The organism is Virgisporangium aurantiacum, from assembly GCF_016863635.1.
GTDB lineage: Bacteria > Actinomycetota > Actinomycetes > Mycobacteriales > Micromonosporaceae > Virgisporangium > Virgisporangium aurantiacum.
In genome coordinates this window covers 394,682-418,559 of sequence record NZ_BOPG01000009.1, presented here as the reverse complement: position 1 = coordinate 418,559, position 23,878 = coordinate 394,682, and the positions used below count along the sequence as shown (strand labels likewise).

The 23,878-nt window shown below is 71.3% G+C and carries 24 protein-coding genes; 16 read left to right on the top strand and 8 right to left on the bottom strand.

Features of this window, described 5'->3' with window-relative positions; genetic code table 11:
• Positions 1-101: 101 nt before the first annotated feature.
• From Vau01_RS07760 to Vau01_RS07735, 6 genes are read left to right on the top strand one after another with little or no spacing between them, the layout of a single operon-like run.
• Positions 102-1,004 carry a Rossmann-like and DUF2520 domain-containing protein gene (locus tag Vau01_RS07760; RefSeq protein ID WP_203988594.1) on the top strand — a complete coding sequence of 301 codons (903 nt, stop codon included), beginning with the start codon at positions 102-104 and terminating at the stop codon, positions 1,002-1,004.
• Positions 1,001-1,825: a pantoate--beta-alanine ligase gene (panC, locus tag Vau01_RS07755; protein WP_203988593.1), complete on the top strand. Its 825-nt coding sequence runs from the start codon at positions 1,001-1,003 to the stop codon at positions 1,823-1,825. Before Vau01_RS07760 ends, panC begins: the two co-directional genes overlap by 4 nt.
• 59 nt (positions 1,826-1,884) lie before the next feature.
• Positions 1,885-2,790, top strand: coding sequence for a septum formation family protein (locus Vau01_RS07750; RefSeq protein ID WP_203988592.1), 906 nt, complete (start codon positions 1,885-1,887; stop codon positions 2,788-2,790).
• Positions 2,791-2,848: 58 nt separating this feature from the next.
• Positions 2,849-4,453, top strand: a complete 1,605-nt coding sequence (locus Vau01_RS07745) for an L-aspartate oxidase (protein ID WP_203988591.1) — start codon at positions 2,849-2,851, stop codon at positions 4,451-4,453.
• Positions 4,450-5,331 carry a carboxylating nicotinate-nucleotide diphosphorylase gene (gene nadC, locus Vau01_RS07740; RefSeq protein ID WP_203988590.1) on the top strand — a complete coding sequence of 294 codons (882 nt, stop codon included), beginning with the start codon at positions 4,450-4,452 and terminating at the stop codon, positions 5,329-5,331. The genes Vau01_RS07745 and nadC overlap by 4 nt, the downstream gene beginning before the upstream one ends.
• A gap of 11 nt (positions 5,332-5,342) precedes the next feature.
• Entirely contained in the window at positions 5,343-6,116 is a 774-nt protein-coding gene (locus Vau01_RS07735) for a type III pantothenate kinase (protein WP_203988589.1), read from the top strand.
• Positions 6,117-6,142: 26 nt separating this feature from the next.
• Here the strand turns inward: Vau01_RS07735 and Vau01_RS63240 are convergent, their stop codons facing one another.
• Positions 6,143-6,826, bottom strand: a complete 684-nt coding sequence (locus Vau01_RS63240; protein ID WP_239151391.1) for a hypothetical protein — start codon at positions 6,824-6,826, stop codon at positions 6,143-6,145.
• 453 nt (positions 6,827-7,279) lie between these two features.
• On the opposite strand from Vau01_RS63240, the gene Vau01_RS07725 reads away from it, so the two are divergent.
• Both Vau01_RS07725 and Vau01_RS07720 read left to right on the top strand, forming a co-directional pair.
• Positions 7,280-7,636: a histone-like nucleoid-structuring protein Lsr2 gene (locus Vau01_RS07725; RefSeq protein ID WP_203988587.1), complete on the top strand. Its 357-nt coding sequence runs from the start codon at positions 7,280-7,282 to the stop codon at positions 7,634-7,636.
• Positions 7,637-7,942: 306 nt separating this feature from the next.
• Positions 7,943-10,468: an ATP-dependent Clp protease ATP-binding subunit gene (locus Vau01_RS07720; protein WP_203988585.1), complete on the top strand. Its 2,526-nt coding sequence runs from the start codon at positions 7,943-7,945 to the stop codon at positions 10,466-10,468.
• A 65-nt stretch (positions 10,469-10,533) separates the two neighbouring features.
• Here the strand turns inward: Vau01_RS07720 and Vau01_RS07715 are convergent, their stop codons facing one another.
• Positions 10,534-11,418 carry an HhH-GPD family protein gene (locus Vau01_RS07715; RefSeq protein WP_203988583.1) on the bottom strand — a complete coding sequence of 295 codons (885 nt, stop codon included), beginning with the start codon at positions 11,416-11,418 and terminating at the stop codon, positions 10,534-10,536.
• A 67-nt stretch (positions 11,419-11,485) separates the two neighbouring features.
• On the opposite strand from Vau01_RS07715, the gene Vau01_RS07710 reads away from it, so the two are divergent.
• Positions 11,486-12,166, top strand: a complete 681-nt coding sequence (locus Vau01_RS07710; protein ID WP_203988581.1) for a hypothetical protein — start codon at positions 11,486-11,488, stop codon at positions 12,164-12,166.
• Positions 12,167-12,172: 6 nt separating this feature from the next.
• On the opposite strand, the gene disA is transcribed toward Vau01_RS07710, so the two are convergent.
• Positions 12,173-13,321: a DNA integrity scanning diadenylate cyclase DisA gene (disA, locus tag Vau01_RS07705; RefSeq protein ID WP_373320194.1), complete on the bottom strand. Its 1,149-nt coding sequence runs from the start codon at positions 13,319-13,321 to the stop codon at positions 12,173-12,175.
• Between the two features lie 62 nt (positions 13,322-13,383).
• Between disA and Vau01_RS07700 the strand changes: the two genes are divergently transcribed.
• Positions 13,384-14,088: a hypothetical protein gene (locus Vau01_RS07700; RefSeq protein ID WP_203988579.1), complete on the top strand. Its 705-nt coding sequence runs from the start codon at positions 13,384-13,386 to the stop codon at positions 14,086-14,088.
• Here the strand turns inward: Vau01_RS07700 and radA are convergent.
• The 3 genes from radA to Vau01_RS07685 all read right to left on the bottom strand — a co-directional run bounded on the left by radA (position 14,072) and on the right by Vau01_RS07685 (position 17,138).
• Entirely contained in the window at positions 14,072-15,475 is a 1,404-nt protein-coding gene (gene radA, locus Vau01_RS07695; RefSeq protein WP_203988577.1) for a DNA repair protein RadA, read from the bottom strand. The two genes, Vau01_RS07700 and radA, sit on opposite strands and share 17 nt — an antisense overlap.
• Before the next feature lie 27 nt (positions 15,476-15,502).
• Positions 15,503-16,198: a copper chaperone PCu(A)C domain-containing protein gene (locus Vau01_RS07690; RefSeq protein ID WP_203988575.1), complete on the bottom strand. Its 696-nt coding sequence runs from the start codon at positions 16,196-16,198 to the stop codon at positions 15,503-15,505.
• A gap of 100 nt (positions 16,199-16,298) precedes the next feature.
• Complete coding sequence (locus tag Vau01_RS07685; RefSeq protein ID WP_239151390.1) at positions 16,299-17,138, bottom strand: UbiA family prenyltransferase; 840 nt, start codon at positions 17,136-17,138, stop codon at positions 16,299-16,301.
• Positions 17,139-17,184: 46 nt separating this feature from the next.
• On the opposite strand from Vau01_RS07685, the gene Vau01_RS07680 reads away from it, so the two are divergent.
• From Vau01_RS07680 to Vau01_RS07670, 3 genes are read left to right on the top strand one after another with little or no spacing between them, the layout of a single operon-like run.
• The gene (locus Vau01_RS07680) at positions 17,185-17,898 is read left to right on the top strand and encodes a methyltransferase domain-containing protein (RefSeq protein ID WP_203988573.1); all 714 of its coding nucleotides are present in this window, start codon (positions 17,185-17,187) and stop codon (positions 17,896-17,898) included.
• The gene (locus tag Vau01_RS07675) at positions 17,895-19,067 is read left to right on the top strand and encodes an acyl-CoA dehydrogenase family protein (protein WP_203988571.1); all 1,173 of its coding nucleotides are present in this window, start codon (positions 17,895-17,897) and stop codon (positions 19,065-19,067) included. The genes Vau01_RS07680 and Vau01_RS07675 overlap by 4 nt, the downstream gene beginning before the upstream one ends.
• Positions 19,061-20,092: a type III polyketide synthase gene (locus Vau01_RS07670; protein ID WP_203988569.1), complete on the top strand. Its 1,032-nt coding sequence runs from the start codon at positions 19,061-19,063 to the stop codon at positions 20,090-20,092. Before Vau01_RS07675 ends, Vau01_RS07670 begins: the two co-directional genes overlap by 7 nt.
• Here Vau01_RS07670 and Vau01_RS07665 read toward each other — a convergent pair.
• Complete coding sequence (locus tag Vau01_RS07665) at positions 20,081-20,926, bottom strand: hypothetical protein (RefSeq protein WP_203988568.1); 846 nt, start codon at positions 20,924-20,926, stop codon at positions 20,081-20,083. The two genes, Vau01_RS07670 and Vau01_RS07665, sit on opposite strands and share 12 nt — an antisense overlap.
• 368 nt (positions 20,927-21,294) lie before the next feature.
• On the opposite strand from Vau01_RS07665, the gene Vau01_RS07660 reads away from it, so the two are divergent.
• Together Vau01_RS07660 and ispD are read left to right on the top strand one after the other, a co-directional pair.
• Entirely contained in the window at positions 21,295-21,780 is a 486-nt protein-coding gene (locus Vau01_RS07660; RefSeq protein ID WP_203904670.1) for a CarD family transcriptional regulator, read from the top strand.
• A 36-nt stretch (positions 21,781-21,816) separates the two neighbouring features.
• A complete protein-coding gene (gene ispD, locus Vau01_RS07655) occupies positions 21,817-22,503 on the top strand; it encodes a 2-C-methyl-D-erythritol 4-phosphate cytidylyltransferase (protein WP_203988567.1) in 687 nt (228 codons plus the stop codon).
• Here ispD and Vau01_RS07650 read toward each other — a convergent pair.
• Positions 22,493-23,272 carry a TVP38/TMEM64 family protein gene (locus Vau01_RS07650; RefSeq protein WP_203988566.1) on the bottom strand — a complete coding sequence of 260 codons (780 nt, stop codon included), beginning with the start codon at positions 23,270-23,272 and terminating at the stop codon, positions 22,493-22,495. The genes ispD and Vau01_RS07650 overlap by 11 nt on opposite strands.
• A 96-nt stretch (positions 23,273-23,368) precedes the next feature.
• On the opposite strand from Vau01_RS07650, the gene ispF reads away from it, so the two are divergent.
• A complete protein-coding gene (gene ispF / locus Vau01_RS07645) occupies positions 23,369-23,866 on the top strand; it encodes a 2-C-methyl-D-erythritol 2,4-cyclodiphosphate synthase (protein WP_239151389.1) in 498 nt (165 codons plus the stop codon).
• Positions 23,867-23,878: the final 12 nt, after the last annotated feature.

The window sequence follows — 23,878 nt, the reverse complement described above, 5'->3', positions numbered from 1 at the left end:
CAAGGTCACCTGAGCAATACATCACTGACCGTGCCGGTGGACGGGCGGCAGCGCGATACTGATGATCTGACCGGTACCTCCTCGGTAAGGACTGGATCATCATGAGCGCTCCGCCGCGCGTTCACCCCGGGAACGGCGACAACAACGGGGTAACCGTCAGCGTGATCGGCGCCGGCCGCGTAGGTACGGCGCTCGCTGTGGCCCTCGCTGCCGCCGGGTACGGGGTCGTCGCCGTGTCGACGGTCTCGCACCGTGACCGGGTCGGCCGGCTGCTTCCGGGCACACCCGTGCTGCCGCCCGACGAGGCGGCAGTGGGTGAGATCGTCATCATCGCCGTCCCCGACGACGTGCTCGCCGGGTTGGTACGTGGGCTCGCCGCGGCGGGCGCGTTCCGGCCCGGCCAGTTCGTGGTGCACACGTCGGGCGCGCACGGGTTGGCCCCGCTGGAACCGGCCGCCGAACAGGGTGCCGAAACGGCGGCGGTGCACCCCGTGATGACGTTCACCGGTGAAGGCGGAGAAACGCGGGACGTGACGTTCGGCGTCACCGCCGAGGGGGCACCGGCCAGACGACGCGCGGCCCGGCTGGTCGCCGACCTTGGCGGGATCCCCGAGTGGATCGCCGAACCCGACCGCACGCTGTACCACGCGGCGCTCGCGCACGGCGCGAACCACCTGGTCACGCTCGTCAACGAGGCCCGTGACCGGCTGCGTGACGCGGGCGTCCGCGACCCCGAGCGGGTGCTGCGCCCGCTGCTCCAGGCCGCGCTCGACAACAGCCTCGCGCTGGGCGACGCGGCGCTGACGGGCCCGGTGTCGCGGGGCGACGCGGGCACGGTCGCCGGGCATCTGGCCGCGCTGGGTGCCACCGCGCCCGGTTCGGTGCCGCCGTACCTCGCCCTGGCCCGGCGCACCGCCGACCGGGCGATCGCCGCCGGCCGCCTGCGCCCGGCCGACGCCGTGCCGTTGCTGGAAGTCCTCGAAACCGCGAAGGAGCGCGTGTGATCGTCGCGACCACCCGGGAAGAACTGGCCAAGGCCCGGCAGGACCTGAGCGGACGGGTGGCCGTGGTGCCGACCATGGGCGCGCTGCACGCGGGGCACGTGAGCCTGCTGAAGGCCGCAAGGTCCGGTGCCGATCACGTGATCATGACCCTGTTCGTGAACCCGCTGCAGTTCGGGCCGAACGAGGACCTCGCGACGTACCCGCGCACCTGGGCACGGGACCTGGCCATCGCCGAAGCCGAGGGCGTCGACGTGATCTTCGCGCCGGCCGAGGCGGAGATGTACCCGAACGGCGCGCCGGCGGTGCGGATCGACCCGGGGCCGCTCGGCGGGATCCTCGAGGGTGCCAGCCGTCCGGGGTTCTTCCACGGCGTGCTCACCGTCGTGCTCAAGCTGCTGCACCTCACCCGCCCCGACGCGGCGTTCTTCGGCGAGAAGGACTACCAGCAGCTCACGCTGGTCCGCGCCATGGTGCGCGACCTGGACCTCGGCGTCGACATCGTCGGCGTCCCCACCGTCCGCGAGCCCGACGGGCTGGCGCTCAGCAGCCGCAACACGTACCTGTCCGCCGAGCAGCGGGTCACCGCGCTGGCGTTGTCGCGGGCATTGGCCGCGGCCGCCGCCGTGGGTGGGCAGGGCGCCGCGGCGGCCCGCGCCGCGGCGGGGGAGGTGTTCGAGGGGACGCCCGGAGCGTCGCTCGACTACGTCGTCGTCACGGATCCGGACCTCGGGCCCGCCCCCGAGCAGGGTCCGGCACGCATGTTGATCGCTGCCCGGGTGGGCACGACCCGCCTGATCGACAACGCTGCGTTGCGTCTCTGATGCGGGGCGGTTCGTACCTGTGCGCTAGCGTCGAGGTGACTCGACCGGGAGGGGTGCAGGTGCGGAACAGGCGTCTGGGCATGAGCGCGGTGGCCGTCCTCGGGGCGGCGACGCTGCTGTTGAGCGCCTGTGGCAACCCGCCGGGAACCGACGGCAGCCTCACCAACAACTGGAAGGCGATGCCGGAGGCCGCGATCCCGACCCCCGTCGCGGGCGCCTGCTACAGCGTCACCACCGACGACCCCGCCAGCGTCACCAAGTGGCCGGCGCCGGTCGAGTGCACCGCCGCCCACAGCGTCGAGACCGTGTTCGTCGGCCGGTTCACCGGCGACGAGGCGAGCCAGGCGTCGGCGCCGTCGAGCGGGTCGGCCGGTCGCAAGACCGCCTACGAGACCTGTGCCACCGAGGCCAAGACGTACCTGGGTGACGACTGGCGCAACGGGCGGCTCGACCTCTCGGTGGTGCTGCCGATCGCGCTGCACTGGCAGGGCGGCGCCCGCTGGTTCCGCTGCGACGTGATGGAGTACAAGGATCTCAACGACTACGACGTCGTGCAGCGCACCGCCAGCCTGAAGGGCGGCCTCAGCGGCGAACGGGCCGTCGGGCTCGGTTGCCTCACGGTCACCGTCACGTCCGACAACCGGGTCGACAAGATGATCCCGATCGCCTGCACCTCCGCGCACAACGGCGAGTTCGCCGGGGTCTACGACCTGCCCGACGGGCCGTACCCCAGCGGCGAGGCGGCCCGGAAGGCCCGCCTCGACGGCTGCGCGCCGGTGATCGCCACGTACGCGGGCGTTCCCAACGACTCCGAGCTCACGTTCCGCGTCGGGTGGATCTCGTCGCCGTTCAGCGAGGTCGAGTGGGGTCTCGGCAACCGGGGCGTGCGCTGCTACGCGCACAAGGCCACCAACCTCACCAAGTCGATCAAGGGTGCCGGCCCGAGCGGGCTTCCGGCCGACTGACCGGTCGAGTGACGGACGTCGTAGCGCGTTAACAAGCGGGTAATGATTCACTGAACGGATGGGTTCAGCCAAGGCCAGACTGGCCGGGCCGCCTCCCGGATGGGCAGAGCGCACCGACGTGGTCGTGGTCGGGTCCGGGATCGCGGGCCTCACCTGCGCTCTGCACCTGCGTGAGGCGGGTCTCCACGTCACCGTGGTCACCAAGGTCAACATCGACGACGGCTCCACGCGCTGGGCGCAGGGCGGGATCGCCGCGGTGCTCGACCCGCTCGACACGCCGGCGGCGCACGCCGAGGACACGCTGGTGGCCGGCGTCGGGCTGGGCAACCCGGCGGCCGTCGACGTGCTGGTGCGCGAGGGGCCGGCCCGGGTCCGCGAGCTGATGCGCTGGGGTGCGGCGTTCGACCGGCACCCCGACGGCTCGCTGATGCTCACCCGCGAGGGCGGTCACCACGCCAACCGCATCGTGCACGCCGGCGGCGACGCCACCGGTGCCGAGGTGCAGCGGGCGCTGCATGCCGCCGTGCAGCGCGACCCGTGGATCCGGTTGATCGAGCACGCGCTGGTGCTCGACCTGCTCACCACGAAGAAGGGCCGGGCCTGCGGGGTCACCCTGCACGTGCTCGGCGAGGGCGCGGAAGACGGCGTGGGCGCCGTGCTCGCCCGCGCGGTCGTGCTTGCCACGGGCGGCATGGGCCAGATCTACTCGGTGACCACGAACCCCGCCGTGTCCACCGGCGACGGCGTGGCGCTCGCCCTGCGTGCCGGCGCCGAGGTCACCGACCTCGAGTTCGTGCAGTTCCACCCGACCGCGCTCTACACCGCCCGGGGCGGTGCCCAGCAGCCGCTCGTCAGCGAGGCGCTGCGCGGCGAGGGCGGGTACCTGCGCGACGCCGACGGCACGCGGTTCATGGTCGGGCAGCACGAACTGGCCGAACTGGCCCCGCGCGACATCGTCGCCAAGGGCATCCACCGCGTGATGGCCGCCGAGGGCTCCGACCACGTGTGGCTCGACGCCCGCCATGTGGAAGACGTCACGAGCCGGTTCCCGACGATCACCGCGTTCTGCCGGGAGGCCGGGGTCGACCCGGCGCACGACCTCATCCCGGTGGCGCCGGCGGCCCACTACGCGTCGGGCGGGGTGCGTACCGACCTGCACGGGCGCACGTCGATCAAGGGCCTGTACGCGTGCGGCGAGGTCGCCTGCACGGGTGTGCACGGCGCGAACCGGCTGGCGTCGAACTCGCTGCTGGAGGGCCTCGTGTTCGGCCGGCGGATCGCGTCGGACATCGCGGCCGACCTGCCGGAACAGGGCGAGCCGGCGGACGCGCCGACGAACACCGCCGACGCGGTCGCCGCCTCGGGGCGGTTGCCGCTGCAGCGGGGGATGAGCCGCGGTGCCGGTGTGCTGCGCAGTGCCGAGTCGCTGAAGGAGGCCGCGGTGGCGGTCGCCGCCGCCGAAGCCGCGCCGGCGGGCACCGCCGCGTGGGAGGCCGCGAACCTGTACACGGTGGCCGGTGCGCTCGTCGCGGCCGCCACGAAGCGCGAGGAGACCCGCGGCTGCCACTGGCGCGAGGACTTCCCCGAGGCCAGCGACGCCTGGCTCGGTCACCTCCTGGTGTCGCTCGACGGCAAGGCCAAGTGGGAGCAGATCAAGTCATGACTCCGGAGATCGCGGCGCAGCTACAGGCCGCCGGGATGGAACCGTCCGCCGTGGCCGAGATCGTCGACAGAGCGCTGACGGAGGACGTGGGCAGCGGCGACGTCACGAGCCTCGCCACCATCTCGGCCGAGCAGCACGACGTGGCCGACGTGGTGGCCCGCGCACCCGGTGTGGTGGCCGGGTTGGCGGTGGCCGGTGCGGTCTTCCACGCGGCCGCCGCTAAACAGCGTCCCGTTGCCTTTGAAGCGCATGTGCCCGACGGCGCCGCGGTGGCCCGCGGCGACGTACTGGCGACGGTGGCCGGGCCCACCCGGGCTCTGTTGACCGCCGAGCGGACGGCGCTGAACCTGCTCTGCCGGATGTCCGGGGTGGCGACGCACACGCGGCAGTGGGCCGCCGCCCTGGCGGGCACGAAGGCGCAGGTGCTCGACACCCGGAAGACCACGCCGGGGCTGCGGGTGCTGGAGAAGTACGCGGTGCGGGCCGGCGGCGGCACGAACAAGCGGATGGGCCTGTACGACGTCGCGATGATCAAGGACAACCACAAGATCGCGGCCGGTGGGCTCACGGCGGCGTTCCGGTCGGTGCGCTCCATGTACCCGGATGTGCCGGTTCAGGTGGAGATCACCACCGTCGACGAGGCGGTGGAGGCGGTCGAGGCCGGCGCCACGTTCCTGCTGTGCGACAACATGGCGCCGCCGTTGCTGCGCCAGGTGGTGGCGGCCGTCGGAGACCGGGCGGAGCTGGAGGCGACCGGTGGGCTCACACTTGCCGAGGTTCGTGCGTTCGCCGAGACCGGCGTCGACTACCTTTCGGTCGGGGCGCTGACCCATTCGTCGCCCATCCTGGACATCGCGCTCGACCTGCGCCCTCGCTGAGGTGGCCTGCCTTGCTCCTGTGCATCGACATCGGGAACACGAACACGGTGCTCGCCACGTTCGAGGGCGACAAGCTCGTGCACTCCTGGCGCACGAAGACCGACGCCCGATCCACCGCCGACGAACTCGGCCTGCAACTGCGGGGCCTGCTGGCCGGTGACGCCGTGGAGATCACCGGGATCGCGACGTGCTCCACCGTGCCGGCCGCGCTGCGCTCGATGCGCTCGATGCTCGCCCGCTACTACGCCGACGTGCCGGCCGTGATCGTGGAGCCGGGCGTGCGCACCGGCGTGCAGCTGGCGATCGACAACCCGAAGGAGGTGGGTGCCGACCGCGTGATGAACACGCTGGCCGCGTACACGCTCTTCGGCGGGCCGGCCATCGTGGTCGACTTCGGCACCTCGACCAACTTCGACGTCATCTCGGCCCGGGGCGAGTTCCTGGGAGGGGTTCTCGCGCCCGGAATCGAGATCTCGGTCGACGCGCTGGCGGCCCGCGCCGCCCAGCTACGGAAGATCGAACTGGTCAAGCCGCCCCGCATCATCGGCAAGAACACCGTGGAGTGCCTGCAGTCGGGCGTGGTGTACGGCTTCGCCGGCCAGGTCGACGGAGTGGTGCGCGGCATCATCTCCGAACTGGGCGCGGTGAAGGCCGTGATCGCCACCGGCGGGCTGGCGCCGGTGGTGATCGGCGAATGCGCGACCGTGACCCACCACGAGCCGTGGTTGACCCTGATCGGCCTCCGGCTGGCCTTCGAGCGGAACGCCCCGGCCAGCCGTTCCTAGCGCCGGCGTCCGTTTGGACGCCGGTGTCAGTAGCTGCTGCCGCTGTTGGCGAAGATCGAGAAGCAGCAGCAGATCAGCCCGACGACCAGGGGCACCGCCATCAGCGCGATGGTGAGCCCGATGCCGTTGTACTTCTGCGGCGGCGTGCCGAGCGAGCCGGGCGAGAACGCGAACGCGGGCGCCCGGTACTCCAGTTCGATCGGCTGACCGCCGCCGACGTTCACCGCCAGGTCGGCCTTGCCGATCTGGCTCGGGATCAGGTACGGCACGTGGACGTGCACGTGGTACTGCCCCGGCGGCAACTGGATCGGCGTCCGCTTGCTCCACGGCACCTGGTACTGCTGGCCGTTGATCGTGACGACCGGCTTGAAGAACATCAGCAGGAAGGCGAGCGGGAAGAACTTGAGGGTCAGCGCGATTCCGTCGCCCCCGCCGCCGTAGCCGCCGCCGGGCGGCCCGTAGCCACCGCCGTAGCCGGGTTGCTGAGGTTGTTCGTAGCCGGGCTGCTGGCCGCCGTAGCCGGGGCCCGAGGTGGGCTGGCCACCGCCGTAGCCGGGGCCGGACGTCGGCTGGCCGCCGTAGCCCGGCTGGCCGCCGTAACTCGGGCCGGACGTGGGTTGGCCGCCGTAGGCGGGGCCGGACGTGGGTTGGCCGTAGCCGCCCGGCCCGCCACTCGCGGGCTGGTTGGGGTACTGCGAATAAGGAGGCATGCTCACAGCTACGGCATTCTGCCCGATCAGGCGCCGGTCTGGTGCACGCGGCCCGAGGTTGCATGCCCGGGCCGGCATTTTGTAACGCATTGCAATGCCGCCGCCACCGATTTGTGCGGTCAGATCGAGGTGAAGCTATTCCGCGTGCGCGCTGCGGTACCGGACGTCGAGTGCGTTTCGTCCGATCAATCTTTAGCGTCGCGGGGGCGTGGCGTGAGTGGGTTGTGGAACCGATCCTCGTCTATCATTATCCGGTGCGACGCGGACTCTGGTCAGCGGTCGCCCTGCAGTGTGCGGTGAGTGGCCCAGTGAGTACCACCCATCGTATTCGGTGGAGTTTCGTCCCCGATGGTACGCGGCGAGTATTTATGGAACTCCGGCTACTCAATCCCACCCGGCATGCGCTAAAGTTTTGCGCAATTGCGGGGAGTCCCCATTCGGGAAGGAATTGACGTGGCCAGGCGAACGATTCAGGTGCTCACTGACGACCTCGACGGCGGCGAAGCCGAGGAGACGGTGAAGTTTGGCCTCGACGGGGTTCAGTACGAGATCGATCTGTCGCCCGGTAATGCGGCGAAGATTCGTGACGTTCTCGCGCCCTACGTCGGTGCGGGTCGCAAGATTGGTCGGGGCGGAGTGGTCCCCGGCGGTCGTGCCGCCGCCGCCCGGGTGCGTGGCGGTGCCGCCGCCGACCGTGACCAGAACCGGGCCATCCGCGAGTGGGCGCAGGCGAAGGGCATCAAGGTGTCCGACCGCGGCCGCATCAAGCAGGAGATCGTCGACCGTTACCACGCCGAGGCGGGTCGGTAACGACGTTCCCGAGGTTCACAGCCCGTCCGGTGCCTCGGCGCCGGGCGGGCTCTGCTTATCCGAATCCCGACGCCCGCCCGCCGCCGTGCTGCTCAGCCTCACATTTCGCTCTGGGCGTACCCGGGCTCTTCCTGGAACATCCGCACCTGGCCTGCGGTTGGGCCGTACACCTGGTCAGTGCACAGGTAACGCGTTTGACTTAGTGCTCGCACCCGGCGAGATCGCAGGGTCGGCGGAGATAGAGTTATGGCACGGTCACGTCGGCAGGGCACGGCGTCGACGGACACGGCATGTGAGGGAGCAGGGATGTTCGAGCGGTTCACCGACCGAGCCCGAAGGGTTGTCGTCCTGGCCCAGGAAGAGGCCCGGATGCTCAACCACAACTACATCGGCACCGAGCACATCCTGCTCGGCCTCATCCACGAGGGTGAAGGCGTCGCAGCGAAGGCCCTGGAAAGCCTGGGAATCTCGCTCGAAGGTGTCCGTCAGCAGGTCGAGGAGATCATCGGCCAGGGGCAGCAGGCACCGAGCGGGCACATTCCGTTCACGCCGCGCGCCAAGAAGGTTCTGGAGCTGTCCCTGCGGGAGGCGCTCCAACTGGGCCACAACTACATCGGTACGGAGCACATCCTGCTCGGCCTGATCCGGGAGGGTGAGGGCGTCGCCGCCCAGGTGCTGGTCAAGCTCGGCGCCGACCTCAACCGGGTCCGCCAGCAGGTCATCCAGCTCCTGTCCGGCTACCAGGGCGGCAAGGAGCCGGCGGCTGCCGGCACCGGCGCGCCCGGCGAAACGGCGCCGTCCACGAGCCTGGTGCTCGACCAGTTCGGTCGCAACCTCACGCAGGGCGCCCGCGAGGGCAAGCTCGACCCGGTCATCGGGCGTGAGAAGGAGATCGAGCGGGTCATGCAGGTGCTCTCCCGCCGTACCAAGAACAACCCGGTGCTCATCGGCGAGCCCGGCGTCGGCAAGACGGCCGTCGTCGAGGGTCTCGCCCAGCGCATCGTCAAGGGCGAGGTGCCCGAGACGCTGAAGGACAAGCAGCTCTACACCCTCGACCTCGGCGCGCTGGTCGCCGGCTCCCGCTACCGCGGTGACTTCGAGGAGCGCCTGAAGAAGGTGCTCAAGGAGATCCGTACCCGGGGCGACATCATCCTGTTCATCGACGAGATCCACACGCTCGTCGGTGCCGGTGCCGCCGAGGGCGCGATCGACGCGGCGTCCATCCTGAAGCCGATGCTGGCCCGGGGTGAGCTGCAGACGATCGGTGCCACCACGCTCGACGAGTACCGCAAGCACCTGGAGAAGGACGCCGCTCTCGAGCGCCGGTTCCAGCCGATCCAGGTGGGCGAGCCGTCGCTGGCGCACACGATCGAGATCCTCAAGGGCCTGCGTGACCGCTACGAGGCGCACCACCGCGTGTCGATCACCGACGCCGCGCTGGTCGCCGCCGCGACGCTGGCCGACCGGTACATCTCCGACCGGTACCTGCCCGACAAGGCGATCGACCTGATCGACGAGGCCGGTGCCCGCATGCGCATCCGTCGCATGACCGCTCCGCCAGACCTGCGTGACTTCGACGAGCGCATCGCACAGGTCCGCCGCGACAAGGAAGGCGCGATCGACGCGCAGGACTTCGAGCGGGCCGCCCAGCTGCGCGACAAGGAGAAGCAGCTGCTGGGTCAGAAGGCGCAGCGGGAGAAGGAGTGGAAGGCCGGCGACCTCGACGTCGTCAGCGAGGTCGACGACGAGCAGATCGCCGAGGTGCTGGCGAACTGGACCGGTATTCCGGTCTACAAACTCACCGAGGAGGAGACCTCCCGGCTGCTCCGCATGGAAGACGAGTTGCACAAGCGCATCGTCGGCCAGAAAGACGCGGTCAAGGCCGTCTCCAAGGCGATCCGCCGTACCCGCGCCGGTCTGAAGGACCCGAAGCGGCCGTCGGGTTCGTTCATCTTCGCCGGCCCCTCGGGTGTCGGTAAGACCGAGCTTTCCAAGGCGCTCGCCGAGTTCCTGTTCGGCTCGGAAGACGCGCTGATTCAGCTCGACATGTCGGAGTTCCACGACCGGTACACGGTGTCGCGTCTGGTTGGCGCGCCGCCCGGATACGTGGGTTACGACGAGGGTGGTCAGCTGACGGAGAAGGTGCGCCGGCGTCCGTTCTCGGTGGTGTTGTTCGACGAAATCGAGAAGGCCCACCCAGACGTCTTCAACACGCTGTTGCAGATTCTGGAAGATGGTCGGCTCACCGACGGTCAGGGTCGCATTGTCGACTTCAAGAACACCGTCATCATCCTCACCACGAACCTGGGCACCCGGGATGTGGCGAAGGCGGTGTCGCTGGGCTTCCAGGCATCGGAAGACAGCGAGTCGAACTACGAGCGGATGAAGCAGAAGGTCAACGATGAGTTGAAGCAGCACTTCCGTCCGGAGTTCCTCAACCGTATCGACGACACCATTGTGTTCCACCAGCTTGACGAGAACCAGATCCTGAAGATCGTCGACCTGATGATCAACCGGATCGAGGGTCAGCTGAAGAACAAGGACATGGGTCTGGAGCTCACCGACAACTCGAAGAAGTTCCTGGCGAAGAAGGGCTACGACCCGGTGCTGGGCGCGCGGCCGCTGCGGCGCACGATCCAGCGCGAGATCGAAGACTCGTTGTCGGAGAAGATCCTGTTCAACGAGCTGCGTCCGGGCCAGATCGTGGTGGTCGACTGCGAGGGTGACCCGCACGACGTCGAGCACTCGAAGCTGGTGTTCCGCGGTGCCGACAAGCCCGAGCTCGTTCCCGACGCGGTCCCCGTCGACCTGGGCAAGGCCGTCGACGAGTAGTCCGCATTAATGCTGAAGGGGCGCCGGCCATGTGGCCGGCGCCCTTTCGCGTCAGCGGCCGCATTTCAGCGGGCGCCCGGTAGGGCGTACCGGCCGGGCTCGGGGGTCACCACCAGGCCGTCGGCCAGGAGGGTGGCCAGCGCCCGGTCGCGTTGGACCGCGTCCGGCCAGACGATGTCGAGGCGGGTGGCGGGAACCGGGGTGTCGGCGTCGCGGAGTACCGCCAGCAACAGGCCGCGGACCTGGCGGTCGGTGCCGGCGTAGGTCTGGGTGCGCTGGCCGGGCACCTCCGCCGGGGGCGAGCCGGCGCGGCGCCACGCGCACGTCGTCGCGACGGGGCAGGCCGCACAGCGTGGCGACCGGGCCACGCACACCACCGCGCCCAGTTCCATGAACGCCGCGCTGGCCCGGGCGGCGTCGGCCGCGGCCTCGGGCAGGAGGGCGGCCACGGCGTCCAGGTCGCGCTGGGTGGTGGCCGGGCCGGCCTCGGCGCGACCGCCGACCGCCCGGGCCACGAAACGCCGCACGTTGGTGTCGACCACCGGGTGACGCTGCCCGAACGCGAACGCGGCCACCGCCCGGGCCGTGTACGAGCCGACCCCCGGCAACGCCAGCAGCGCGTCGAGGTCGGACGGGATCTCGCCGCCGTGCCGCTCGACCGCCGCCACCGCGCACTCGTACAGCCGGAGCGCCCGGCGCGGATAGCCGAGCCGGCCCCACATCCGGATCGCCGCGGCCGGTTGGTCGGGGTCGGCGGCCATCGCGGCCGGCGTCGGCCAGCGCGCCAACCACGAGAGCCACGCCGGCGTCACCCGGCTCACCGGGGTCTGCTGGAGCATGATCTCGCTGACGAGCACACCCCACGGGGTGGTATCAGGCGAACGCCACGGAAGATCCCGGGCGGCCGAGTCGAACCAGAGGGTCACCGCACCGGCGAGCGAAACAGACATCGTCCGCGACGGTACAACGGCGCGCCGCCACAACGGACAACCAACCCGGTACTAACGTGAATCCATCATGAGACTGACGGTTGGGCCGTTGTCCCCGAACGTTTACTGGCGCCGCCGGGCTGTGGTGCTCGCCGGGGTGCTCGTGTTCGTCCTCATAATCGCCTACTCATGTTCGGGCGACGACGAGCCGGGCAAGAAACCGACGGCCAACAACCCCACGACCACGGGCGCGCCGACGGAGACGTCGACCGCGCAGGCACTGCCCACGATCACGCCGAACGCGTCCGACCCGACGTCGGGTCGGCCGGTGACGGGCGGCGGCGGCACGGGCGTCACCGGTGAGGGTGCCAACGGCGAGACCTGCACCGACACCGAGTTGCTGGTCACCGCCGCGGCCGAGAACGCGTCGGTCCGCCAGGGCGTGCCGGTCACGTTCTTCATCCGGATCAAGAACGTCTCGACGCGGACCTGTTCGCGCGACGTCAGCGCCCAGGCGCAGGAGCTGTACCTGGAGCAGAACTCGGCGAAGCAGTGGTCGTCCGACACCTGCAGCAATGCGTCCAACGCCGCCGACGTGCGCCGGATGCAGCCGAACGACTCGCCGCTCCAGTTCAACGTGCCGTGGAACGGCCAGGGGACCGCGCAGGGCTGCACCAACCGCAAACTGCTGAACCCGGGCACCTACCAGCTCCGGGCGCGCCTCGGGAACATCGTGAGCGAACCGGTGACGGTCACCGTCAACGCCTAGCGTTCTCTAGACGTAGCGCTCCAGGATCGAGGCCTCCGCCAGGCGGGACAAACCTTCGCGGACGCCGCGCGCCCGGGCGTCGCCCACCCCGTCGACCGCCTGCAGGTCTTCGACCGTGGCGCCGAGCAGCCGCTGCAGGCTGCCGAAGTGATCGACCAGCCGGTCGATCACCGGCACCGGCAGCCGCGGCACCTTGGCCAGCAGCCGGTACCCGCGCGGCGACACGGCCGCGTCCAACGCGTCGGCCGCGCCCGGATAGCCGAGCGCCTTCGCGACCGCGACCAGGTCGATCAGCTCGGTGGGGGACAGGTCGTCGAGCGCCTCGCACGAGTCGTCGGCCTGCCGGACCCGACGGCTGGCGTCGCCCGGCAGGTAGTCGCGGATCACCAGCGTGCGGTCGGCCTCGACGCCGGCCATCAGCTCCTCGAGCTGCAGGGCGAGGAGCCGGCCGTCGGTACCCAGTTCGACCACGTAGCCGGCGATCTCGTCGGCGATGCGCCGCACCATCTCCAGCCGCTGCACCACCGCCACCGCGTCGCGGACGGTGACCAGGTCTTCGATCTCCAGCGCCGACAGCGTGCCGGACACCTCGTCGAGGCGCAGCTTGTACCGCTCCAGCGTCTGGAGAGCCTGATTCGCCTTCGACAGTATTGAGGCCGAGTCATCGAGAACGTGACGCTGCCCGCTTACGTACAAACCGATGATGCGCATCGACTGGCTCACCGAGATGACCGGGAATCCGGTCTGCTTCGCGACCCGCTCCGCCGTACGGTGGCGGGTACCCGACTCGTCGGACACGATCGTGGGGTCGGGCATCAGGTGCACCGCCGCCCGCACGATGCGCGTGCCGTCGCTGCTGAGCACCACCGCGCCGTCCATCTTGCACAGTTCACGCAGCCGGGTGGCGCTGAACTCGATGTCGAGCGGGAATCCGCTACCGGTGCAGATCGACTCGACGATCTCGTCGTGCCCGAGCACGATGAGCGCGCCGGTGCGCCCGCGGAGAATCCGCTCCAGGCCATCGCGCAACGCGGTGCCGGGCGCCATCAGGGCCAGCGTGGCGCGCATCGGGTCGCCGGTGCCTACCGGGCTGCTGGACCAGACGACATCCGCGGCAGGCGCCGCCGGCCGCTGGGGTTCGCGCTCGATCGGCACTCGCACAGTCTACGGACCTGGAGCCACCGGGTTCCGTGGCGGGCCGCGTCACAGTCCGTAGAGTGAGCGGGCACTTCGGGGGAGGCATGGGTACGGGACACATGGTCGCCGGGGAACGGATCGAGTGGCGGCGGAGTTTTCCGCGCCACCAGGTGAGAGTGCTGGGTGGTTGCGCGGCCGGCGGCGCGTTGGTGGTCGCCGCGGCCTGGATGTTCTTCGGCGCCGAACCGGCCCGGCTGAACACCGGTGCAGCCAACCCGCTCGCGGTGGTTCCACAGTGGACCCTCGGGGCGGCGGCCGCCGTGGTGCTCGCGGCCGCGGCGCCGGTGCTGCGCCGCCCGATGGTCGCGGCGAGCGAGGGGACGCTGTTCGTGCGGCCCGGCGCGTACCGGACGCTCGAACTGCCGTGGGCCACGGTTGCCGGACTCGCCGGCGTGGCCACCCGGGGCGGCGAGTTCCTCCTGATCCGATTGCGCCCGCCGCCGGGAGGCGACGGCGCGGCGCGGCCGGGAGGCGACGGCGCGGCGCGGCCGGGAGGCGACGGCGCGGCGCCGCCGGCCGGGGCCGGCGAGCCGGCTCGCACCCGGGCGGGCCGGCCGGGGTTCTTTGACCGCACGGTGCTGCGCTCGGCCGCCCGCAGTTATCCGGCCGCCGCCGGCTACGACCTCGCCGTGCGGCTGCGCGACTTCGCCGGTGCCCCCGCCGCGAAGATGACCGCGCTCGCCGCGTACGCGCCCGAAGCCGTCGACATCACGTGCCGTCTGTAGCCGCCACCCCGGCCTGCGCCGACTCCCGCAGCGCGCTCGCGATGTCGGTGACCTCGCGGACCCGGAGCCCGGACGGCGTCGACCCGTTGGCCGCCGGACCGCAACCGGGTGGCACCAGCGCGTGCCGGAACCCCAACCTGGCCGCCTCGGCCAACCGGTTGCGCACGGCGCCGACCCGACGGATCTCGCCGGTGAGCCCGACCTCGCCGATCGCCACCATGTCGGGCGCCAGCGCCACCTCGTGGTAGACCGACGCCACCGCCAGCGCCACCGCGAGGTCGGCCGCCGGTTCGATCACCCGGATGCCGCCGACGGTGGACGCGAACACGTCACGGTCGTGGACGCGCACCTTGCCCCGCCGCTGCAGCACGGCCAGCACCAGGTTGAACCGCGACATGTCGAGCCCGCTGACGGTGCGCCGCGGCGTCTGCGTCGGGAACGCTCCCACCAGCGCCTGCACCTCGGTGACGAGCGCCCGCCGGCCCTCCATGTTCACCGTGACGCAGGTGCCCGGCACCGGGTCGGCGTGCCGGTTCAGGAACAGGCCGGACGGGTCGGGCAGGCTCGTGAGCCCCCGCTCGTGCATCTCGAAGCAACCCACCTCGTCGGCCGTGCCGAACCGGTTCTTCAACCCGCGGATGAGCCGCAGCGACGAGTGCTTGTCGCCCTCGAACTGGAGCACCACGTCGACCAGGTGCTCCAGCGTGCGCGGGCCGGCCACCTGCCCGTCCTTCGTGACGTGCCCGACGAGCACGACGGCGATGCCGCGCTCCTTCGCGACCGCGACCAGCGCCGCCGTGATCGCGCGGACCTGGGTGACGCCGCCCGCGACGCCGTCGCTGCCGCTCATGCTGATCGTCTGCACCGAGTCGAGCACCATGAGGCCCGGCTTCACCGAGTCGAGATGGCCGAGCACCGCTTCCAGGTCGGTTTCGCAGGCCAGGTAGAGGTTCTCGTGCAGCGACCCGATGCGCTCGGCCCGCAGCCGCACCTGGCTGGCCGACTCTTCGCCGCTGATCACCAGTGCCGGCGTGCTCTGGCCGACCGCCCACTGCTGCGCCACCTCGAGCAACAGCGTGGACTTGCCGACCCCGGGCTCTCCGGCGAGCAGCACCACGGCGCCCGGCACGATGCCGCCGCCGAGCACGCGGTCGAACTCGCCGACGCCGGTGGCGCGCGCGTGCGCGGGCTCGGCGCTGATGCTCGCGATGGGGCGCGCCGGCTCGGCCGGAGCGCGCACGGTGACGGACTTCCCGCCGACGACAGCGGCATTGGGCTTGGCCTCGATCACCGAGCCCCACTCGCCACAGTCGGGACAGCGCCCGACCCACTTCGGCGGGCGGAACCCGCACACGTCGCACTCGTAGGCAGCGCGCTTGTTCGTCACCCGCGGAACGCTAGCCGGGGGGTACGACTATTCGTGCTCGCCCTCGTCGAATTCCATCGGGCTACGCGCTGGCGGCGACATCGGTACCGCGATCGGCACGGGCGTGGTGATGGACGTGCCGTCGTCGAAGCGGAACGTCATCTGCACCGTGTCGCCCGGCTTGAGTTCCTCGCTCAACCCGCTGATCTGCAGGTACCGGTCGAGGCTCGGGTCGAGCACGACCAGGTCGTGCGCCGCGATCTCGATGTTGATCGTCGGGTTGGTGGGCGGGCCGGACGGCGTGGCCGACGCCGACGGCGTTGTGGACGCCGAACCGGAAGCGGACGCCGAGCCCGATGCCGAGGGCGATCCGGAGGCCGAACCGGACGCCGACGGCGCGGCCGTGGTTGGCGGCGTGGTCGGAGCCGGCGGGGTGACCCCGCGCCCGGCCAGCACCACCGGACCCGCGTCACTGGTGACGCCCACCAGGCGGATCGCCTTCTCGTTGCGGTTGATGATGCGCAGGTGCAGCGGCACCGAGTCGCCGGTCTCGTAGCCGGCCGGGTCGTTGTACTGGAACGACACGTTGCGCAGTTGCACCGTGCCGTCTTCCGAGTCGACGTTCACGCCGCTGATCGGCGGGTTCTGCCCCTCGGTCTGCGTGACCTGACCGGCGCCACAGCCAGAGAGCAGCAGCCCGGCCGCCATCGCGGCGGACGCGACGAAAACCGCCGCGCTCCGCATTTTAGAGCGAGGCATCTTCGAGCGGGTCACGTTGGATCCTCCTCCAAAGCCCAGAGCCGGCCGTTGTACAGCCTAGATGGGCACCTGGCGGCATATGCGCTTACCCCAAGACCCCGCCGGCGACCAGCAGCACCACGTCTACCAGGGCCACTCCCATGACGCCGCGGAAGGCCCAGTGCCGGGCGCTGCTCCGGCGTCCGAAATACGCTCCTGCCAGCAGGACCGTGGCGGCGAACGCGCCCGCCACGGCCTGGACCGGCCCGGGCGGCCCCGGCGGCCCGAAGATCAACAGCGCCGTGACGATGAGCAGCAGCACGCCCGACGCCGCGAGCGAGCCCTGCGGCCCGAACCGGTGCGGCAGGCCGCGCACGCCGGTGCGTTCGTCGTCGGCCATGTCCGGCACGACGTTGGCGAAGTGCGCGCCCACCCCCAGCAGCCCGCCGGCCGCGATCAGCCAGACCGGCACCCGGTCGCCCGCCACCAGAACCACGAACGACGGCAGCGCCGCGAACGACACCGCGTACGGCAGCGGCGAGAACACGGTGAACTTGACCGGCCAGTTGTAGGAGAGCGCCGACAGCAGGGCCAGGATCGCCACCGGCGCCGCCGTGAGCGAGGTGACCAGGGCGATCACCACGCACGCCAGCGAGGCCACCACGGCGGCGACGGCGGCGGCGCGGCGGGTGACGCCGCCGGTGGCCACCGGCTTGTCGGCGCGGCCCACCTGCGCGTCGCGGGAGGCGTCGATGGCGTCGTTGGCCCAGCCGATCGCCAGTTGGCTGGCCAGAACCGTGGCGGTGACCCCGACGGCCCGCACCGGATCGACGCCGGCACCGACGCACAGCAACGCGGTGACGGTGGTGACGGCGGCGGCCGGTTCGGGATGACTGGCGCGCAGCATCGCCAGCGGCCGGTTCAGCTTCAGCGGGGTCGTGGACACCGGGCAAGTCTGGCTGGCGAGACGTATTCATGTCAGGCTTCATCGCATGCCCTCCGCGTTGGTCCAGGTGAAGCGGCCACGGAACGACGTGGGGCAGTACGACGACCTCGCGGCCGAGTGGTGGGATCCCGACGGCCGGTTCGCGATGCTGCACTGGCTGGCGAAGGCGCGGGCCGCAATGGTGCCGCCGGCGGCGCGGCCGGGCGCGGTGCTCGTCGACGTCGGTTGCGGCGCCGGCCTGCTCGCACCGCATCTCAGCGGGTACCGGCACATCGGCGTCGACCTGGTCGCGTCGGCGCTGAAACAGGCGGCCGAACGCGGCGTGCGGCCGGTCCGGGCCGACGCCGCCCGGCTCCCGTTCGCCGACGGCTCGGCCGACGTCGTGTGCGCCGGCGAGATTCTCGAGCACGTGCCCGATCTGTCCACAGTGGTCGCCGAGGTGTGCCGGGTGCTGCGGCCGGGCGGCACGCTCGTGCTCGACACGCTCGCCGACACGGCGCTGAGCCGGTTCGTCGCGGTGACGCTGGCCGAGTGCGTGCCGGGTGTGCCGAAGGGCATCCACGACCCGGCCCTGTTCGTCAACCGGCGCCGGCTGGTGGCGGAGTGCGCGCGGCACGGCGTCCCGTTGCGGTTGCGCGGTATCCGGCCGGCGGTTCCGTCGCTGGTCCGCTGGATTTTCAATGGCCGCAAGGGGGAGGTACCGATCGTGCCGAGCCGGTCGACAGCGATTCTTTTCCAGGGCCGCGGAGTCAAACGATGACGTCATCAGCGGTCGAGGCCGCGGCCCGGCTCGTGCCGCGGTTCGCGGCGCGGGCCGCGCAATACGACGAGACGGGCACCTTCCCCACCGAGGACTTCGCCGACCTGCGCGCCGAGGGCCTGTTCGGCCTGATGGTGCCGACCCGGCTCGGCGGTCTGGGCGCGGGCTTCGCCGAGTACGCGAAGGTGGCCTACGAACTGGCCCGCGGCAACGGCGCGACGGCCCTCGTGTTCAACATGCACGCCTCGGTCACCGGCGCCCTGGCCGGGGTGCCCGACGTGATGGTGGAGGCGCTCGGCGTCCCGGAAAGCTTCTACGCGGCGCGCGACCGGGTTCTGGCCGCGGCGGCCGGTGGGCACTGGTACGCGGTCGCGATGAGCGAACGCGGCGTCGGGTCGCGGCTGTCGCAATTGTCGACGTCCTACACGGCGGTGCCGGGCGGTGGCTGGCAGATCAAGGGCTCCAAGACGTTCTGCTCCGGAGCCGGCAACAGCGACGCGTACCTGGTGGCGGCCCGCAGCACGGCGGATCCCTCGCTGGTCTCGCAGTTCCTGGTGCCTTCAAGCGCGCCCGGGTTGACGGTCGAGCCCACCTGGAACGCGCTGGGCATGCGGGCGACGTCGTCGCACGACCTGCACATCGACGTCACCGTGCCGGAAGACGCCCTCGTGGGCGCCGTGGAGGGGCTGGCGGTGCTCGTCGCACAGCTGATGCCGCACTGGATGGTCGCGAGTTACGCGGCCGTCTACGTGGGCGTCGCGCAGGCCGCGATCGACGCGGCCGTCGCCCATGTCCGCGACCGCAAGCTGGGCGGCCTGGCGTCGGTGCGGTCGCGGATCGGGCGGGCCGACGCCGCCGTGGCCGCGGCCCGCCTGGTGGTCGACGAGGCGGCCCGCCGGGTCGACGAGGCGCCCGGCGAGGAGGACACCAACCGCTGGGTGTGGCGGGCCAAGCTGCTGGCCGGCACCACCGCGGCCGAGGTGGCGGCGAGCCTGCTGGAGGCCGCCGGCACCAGCGCGACCCGCCGCGGCCATCCGCTCGAACGGCTGTTCCGCGACGCGCGGTGCGGGTCGCTGCAACCGGCGACGTCGGACGTGTGCGCCGACTGGCTCGGCGTCGCCGCGCTGGGCGGCGATCCGGAGACCGACGGCTCGGCACCGAGATGGTGACCGTCGCCGGGATCGGCATCGCGCACCCGCCGCCGTTCTCGCAGGCCGACCTCTGGCGCGACTACTTCGACCGGCACTACACCGGCGTGCAGCGGGGCTTCGCCAAGCGCATCTTCGAGAACGCCGGCGTGGTGACCCGGCACGGCGTGATCAACCCGTCCGTCGAGGACGTGTCGGGCTGGTCGACCCGCCAACGCATGGAGCGGTACCTGGTCGAGGCGCTGCCGCTGGCCAAGGAGGCGGTCGGCCGCGCGCTGGGCGCCGCCGGCCTCGACCCGTTGGACATCGGCCTCTTCGTCGTGTGTTCGTGCACCGGGTACGTCACGCCGGGGCTCGACATCCTGCTCGCCCGCGATCTGGGCATGGCCGCCACCACGCAGCGGCTGTTCGTGGGGCACATGGGCTGCTATGCGGCGCTTCCCGGCATGGGTGCGGCCACCGACTTCGTAGCGGCCCGCGGCCGGCCGGCCCTGGTGCTGTGCTGCGAGCTGACCAGCCTGCACGTGCAGCCGGCCACCCGCGACCCGCAGCAGATCATCGCGCACTCGCTGTTCTCCGACGCGGCGGCCGCGCTGGTGCTGATGCCGTCGGGCGCCGGGTTGGCGGTGCGCGAGGTGACGGCCATGACCGACACGACCACGTCGGACCACATGACCTGGGACGTCACCGATCTCGGGTTCCGGATGGGCCTGTCGCCGAAGGTGCCCGACGCGCTCTCGCTGCACGTGGCGCCGGTGGTCGACGAGCTGCTGGCCCGGCACGGCCTGGCGCGCGGCGACGTCGACGGCTGGGTGGTGCACCCCGGCGGCCCCCGCATCCTCGACGTCGTGCGCGACGAACTCGCGCTCACCGAGGGCGATCTCGCCGCGTCACGGCGGGTGCTGGCCGAGCACGGGAACTGCTCCTCGCCGACGGTGTTGATGATCTTGGACGCGGTGCGCCGCTCCCGTCCGGGCGGCCGCCGCGTGATGATGATGGCCTTCGGCCCCGGCCTGACGCTCTACGCGGCCCTCCTAGCGGACTAGGTTCGCCAGGTCCTCTTTCAGCTGGTTGACCGGTGTCGACGTCGACACCACCCGCACCACCGCCCAGTCGGCGCTCACCAGCAGGATCGTGCCCTGCTTGGGCGGCTGGGGCCCGAGCTTGGGCAGCCCCGGGATCGACTCGCGGAGGAGGCCGGCCGGGTCGAGCAGGCGCCGCACCCCGCGCGGTGCCGACGCGCTCGGCCGCGGTGACCCGCTCGGGTCGGTGCTGGCGCTCGGCCCGCCCGGGACGCCGGGTGCCGACAGGCCCGGCTCGGCGGACGCCGACGCGTTCGGATTGGGCGTGGTGACCACCAGGACGCTGACCCGCGGGTCGACCGACCCGGCCAGGTTGGTGATCACCTTCTCGCAGTCGCAGCCGTCGACGAGCACGATGACGGCCGGCGACAACTCGCGGATCGCGACGTCGACCCCGTTGGTGTCGCGCAACCTGAGGTCGGGCAGCGACAGCGGCCGCGCGTTGGTGGTGACGCTGCCGGCGTTCGGCGAGCCGTCGGGATAGCCGCCCGGCCACGCCACGGCGAACAGGCTGATGAGCGTGGCGACGACGGCGATCGCCATGATCGCCAGGGGCACGGCGAGCGAGGCGGACTCGCGGTTGCGCGGGACCGTGAGGCGGAGGCGGCGACGCCACCGGTACCGGCGGGCATCGCGCCGGAACTGCTTGCGGATCGCGTCTGACTCGTCGCTCAGCGCCGAGACGTCGTCGGGGATGATCACCGGCCCCCATTCGGGGGGCAGGCCGGAGACACCGTCGAACGGCCCACCGCCGCCCGGCGGCTGTTCGTCGCCGTTGCCTCCCCGAGGCGTACCCATTGACCGACTCCTTGCGCCCGTACCCAAGTGTCTGGCACCCGGCCGACACACGCCAGTGGGTGAGGGGGGTCGCGGTGACGGATGTTCGAAGACCGGGGTCACAATGCTGTCCGCGCATGGTGACTCTACGTGCATTGACCTGTCATAGTCGGTAGGAGACCGGGTGGGTCGCCGAAGCGGCCGCCCATAACGCTCTGACCAGCACTCCTACCTGTGCTCTGACCTGGTGGGAGCACTGTTCGTACGCCGTGTCAAGCGGGAGAAAGGGGACTCACACCCATCCTGACCTGCGCTAATGCGGCCGCTCAGGGTAGGAAGTCGGGGCCACCCCGTGTTACCCTAGACACAGCGAAAGGGGTTTCGAACCTATGGTTTTCAGTGTCGGCGAGACCGTTGTCTACCCCCACCACGGGGCCGCACTCATCGAGGCAATCGAGACCCGCGTCGTTAAGGGCGAGGAGAAGCTTTACCTCGTCCTGAGGGTTGCTCAGGGTGACCTTACGGTGCGGGTGCCCGCCGAAAACGCCGAGATCGTCGGTGTGCGCGAGGTCGTGGGAGAAGAAGGCCTTACCAAGGTCTTCGACGTTCTGCGTGCTCCTCACACCGAAGAGCCGACCAACTGGTCGAGGCGTTACAAGGCGAATCTCGAGAAGCTTGCCTCGGGCAACCCGCTCAAGGTGGCTGAGGTCGTGCGGGACCTCTGGCGCCGTGAGCGTGAGCGCGGCCTTTCAGCAGGAGAAAAGCGCATGCTCGCCAAGGCGCGAGACATTCTTGTCGGCGAGGTGGCGCTCGCTGAGAAGAGCACGAAAGACGAGGCGGAAGTCCTGCTCGACAAGGTCCTCACCGAGGCCTGAGCACGTCTTCTTCTCTGCAGGAACAAGGACCGCGACGTGACGGCGCAGATGCTGCGTGGTGACGTCGCGGTCCTTGTTCCTGCTGCGGGTGCCGGCGTTCGGCTGGGCCCGGGCATACCCAAGGCGCTGCGTGAACTCGCCGGTGAGCCGCTGCTCGTGCACGCGGTGCGCCGGCTGGGCGCGGCGCCTTCCGTCGGTCAGATCGTCGTGGCGGCTCCGGCCGGCGACGTCGAGGCCGTCCGCGAGTTGCTGGCGCCGGTTGCGGCGGTCGACGTGGTGGCCGGTGGTGCCAGCCGCCAGGCGTCGGTCGCGGCGGCGCTGAGGGCGGCCGACGCGTCCCTCGGCATCGTCCTGGTGCACGACGCCGCCCGGGCGCTCACGCCGCCCGACATGATCGAGCGGGTCGCCGCCGCGGTGCGCTCCGGGCTGCCCGCGGTGATCCCGGTGCTTCCGGTGGTCGACACGATCAAGCAGGTCGACGACGCCGGTCGGGTGGTCGGCACGGTCGACCGGGCGGTGCTGCGGGCCGTACAGACGCCACAGGGGTTCCTGCGAGCCGTGCTGGTGGCCGCGCACGAGGCGGCCGTCGACGAGCACACCGACGACGCGGGCCTGGCCGAGAAGCTGGGTGTGCCGGTGCACACGGTTCCCGGCGACGAGGTGGCGATGAAGATCACCCGACCGCTCGACCTGCGGATCGCGGCGGCCCTGCTTACTTCGTGAGGCTCACCGCGGGCGCCGCGTGCGGGCGCCGGCGCCAGACGAGGTAGGTGCCGATCACGCCGCAGGCGCCCAGAGCGAGCACGCAGCCACCGGCGACCTTGGCGCCCAGCCAGTCGCCGTGCATGGTGGCGGAGCCGAGCGCCGAGTACGCGAACGTCGCCGGCAGGGCGCCCAGCATCGTCCCCGCGATCATCTGCCGGGGCCGCACGGACGTCGTCCCGAACGCGTAGTTGCTGATCGCGAACGGGACGATCGGGATGAGCCGGCACACGACGACCGCCCAGACCCCGCGCCGGGCCACCGACGCCTCGATGAGCGCGAACCGGCCCCGCAGCTTGGTGGAGACGAAACTGCGCCCGAGCAGCCGCCCGACGAGGAAGGCCAGCGCGGCGCCGGCCGTGACCCCGGCCAGCACGTACATCGCGCCGGCCACCGAGCCGAACAGGGCGCCACCGGCGAACGCCAGCCAGGTGCGCGGCACCATCGCGGCCACCAGCAGGGCGCTGCCGACCACGGCCGCCACCGGCGCGAACATGCTGCCGCCGCGGGCGGCGTGCAGCAGCGTCTCGCGGTCGGGCCCGGCGATCAGCGCCGTGGCCAGGAGCATGGCCACCAACGTGACCAGGATCATGAACCGCAGCGCGGGACCGGTGGGACGGCTCCACTGCCGCCGCCAGGGCGGCGTTTTCCGCACGGATGCCACCGCGCGACGGGTCATGATCAGGGCCTGCCTGATCTCGTCACGGGCGCTGGGGAGGGAGCCGGGCACGTCGACCAGGGTAGACAGGCGATGCAGCTCACGCCGAATCTCCTGGTCAGAGCGTTGCGCGTGGGTCAGATAGATACTGCCGGTACGCTCCGGAGCGTGATCGTTCCGCTCGTCGGCGTAGGCACCGACGTCCACGCCTACAGCGCCGATCGCGAGTGCTGGGTCGCCGGCCTCCGCTGGGACGACGCGCCCGGGCTCGCCGGCCACTCCGACGGCGACGTCGTCGCCCATGCCGCCTGCGACGCGCTGCTCGGCGCGGCCGGCCTCGGCGACCTCGGTCTCAACTTCGGCACCGCCCGTCCCGAGTGGGCCGGCGCGTCGGGCGTGGCGCTGCTCGTCGAGACGGCCCGCCGGGTCCGGGCCTCCGGCTTCGGGATCGGCAACGTGTCGGTGCAGGCCATCGGCCGGTCACCCAAGATCGGACCGCGCCGGGCCGAGGCCGAGAAGATCCTCGGTGACGCCGTGGGCGCGCCCGTCCGCATCGCCGCCACCACCACCGACGGGCTGGGCTTCACCGGGCGCGGCGAAGGGCTGGCCGCCGTGGCGGTCGCGTTGATCTACGAGAATCCTTCATTGTCTACTGTGGACGGTTGACGCGTTGTTGTT

Bases quoted from the DNA above. Each gene is read 5' to 3' on its own strand.
- Vau01_RS07760 (WP_203988594.1), top strand. From the start codon at position 102: ATGAGCGCTCCGCCGCGCGTTCACCCCGGGAACGGCGACAACAACGGG.
- Vau01_RS07745 (WP_203988591.1), top strand. From the start codon at position 2,849: ATGGGTTCAGCCAAGGCCAGACTGGCCGGGCCGCCTCCCGGATGGGCA.
- nadC (WP_203988590.1), top strand. From the start codon at position 4,450: ATGACTCCGGAGATCGCGGCGCAGCTACAGGCCGCCGGGATGGAACCG.
- Vau01_RS63240 (WP_239151391.1), bottom strand. From the start codon at position 6,826: ATGCCTCCTTATTCGCAGTACCCCAACCAGCCCGCGAGTGGCGGGCCG.
- Vau01_RS07720 (WP_203988585.1), top strand. From the start codon at position 7,943: ATGTTCGAGCGGTTCACCGACCGAGCCCGAAGGGTTGTCGTCCTGGCC.
- Vau01_RS07715 (WP_203988583.1), bottom strand. From the start codon at position 11,418: ATGTCTGTTTCGCTCGCCGGTGCGGTGACCCTCTGGTTCGACTCGGCC.
- Vau01_RS07710 (WP_203988581.1), top strand. From the start codon at position 11,486: ATGAGACTGACGGTTGGGCCGTTGTCCCCGAACGTTTACTGGCGCCGC.
- Vau01_RS07690 (WP_203988575.1), bottom strand. From the start codon at position 16,198: ATGCGGAGCGCGGCGGTTTTCGTCGCGTCCGCCGCGATGGCGGCCGGG.
- Vau01_RS07680 (WP_203988573.1), top strand. From the start codon at position 17,185: ATGCCCTCCGCGTTGGTCCAGGTGAAGCGGCCACGGAACGACGTGGGG.
- Vau01_RS07675 (WP_203988571.1), top strand. From the start codon at position 17,895: ATGACGTCATCAGCGGTCGAGGCCGCGGCCCGGCTCGTGCCGCGGTTC.
- Vau01_RS07670 (WP_203988569.1), top strand. From the start codon at position 19,061: ATGGTGACCGTCGCCGGGATCGGCATCGCGCACCCGCCGCCGTTCTCG.
- Vau01_RS07665 (WP_203988568.1), bottom strand. From the start codon at position 20,926: ATGGGTACGCCTCGGGGAGGCAACGGCGACGAACAGCCGCCGGGCGGC.
- Vau01_RS07660 (WP_203904670.1), top strand. From the start codon at position 21,295: ATGGTTTTCAGTGTCGGCGAGACCGTTGTCTACCCCCACCACGGGGCC.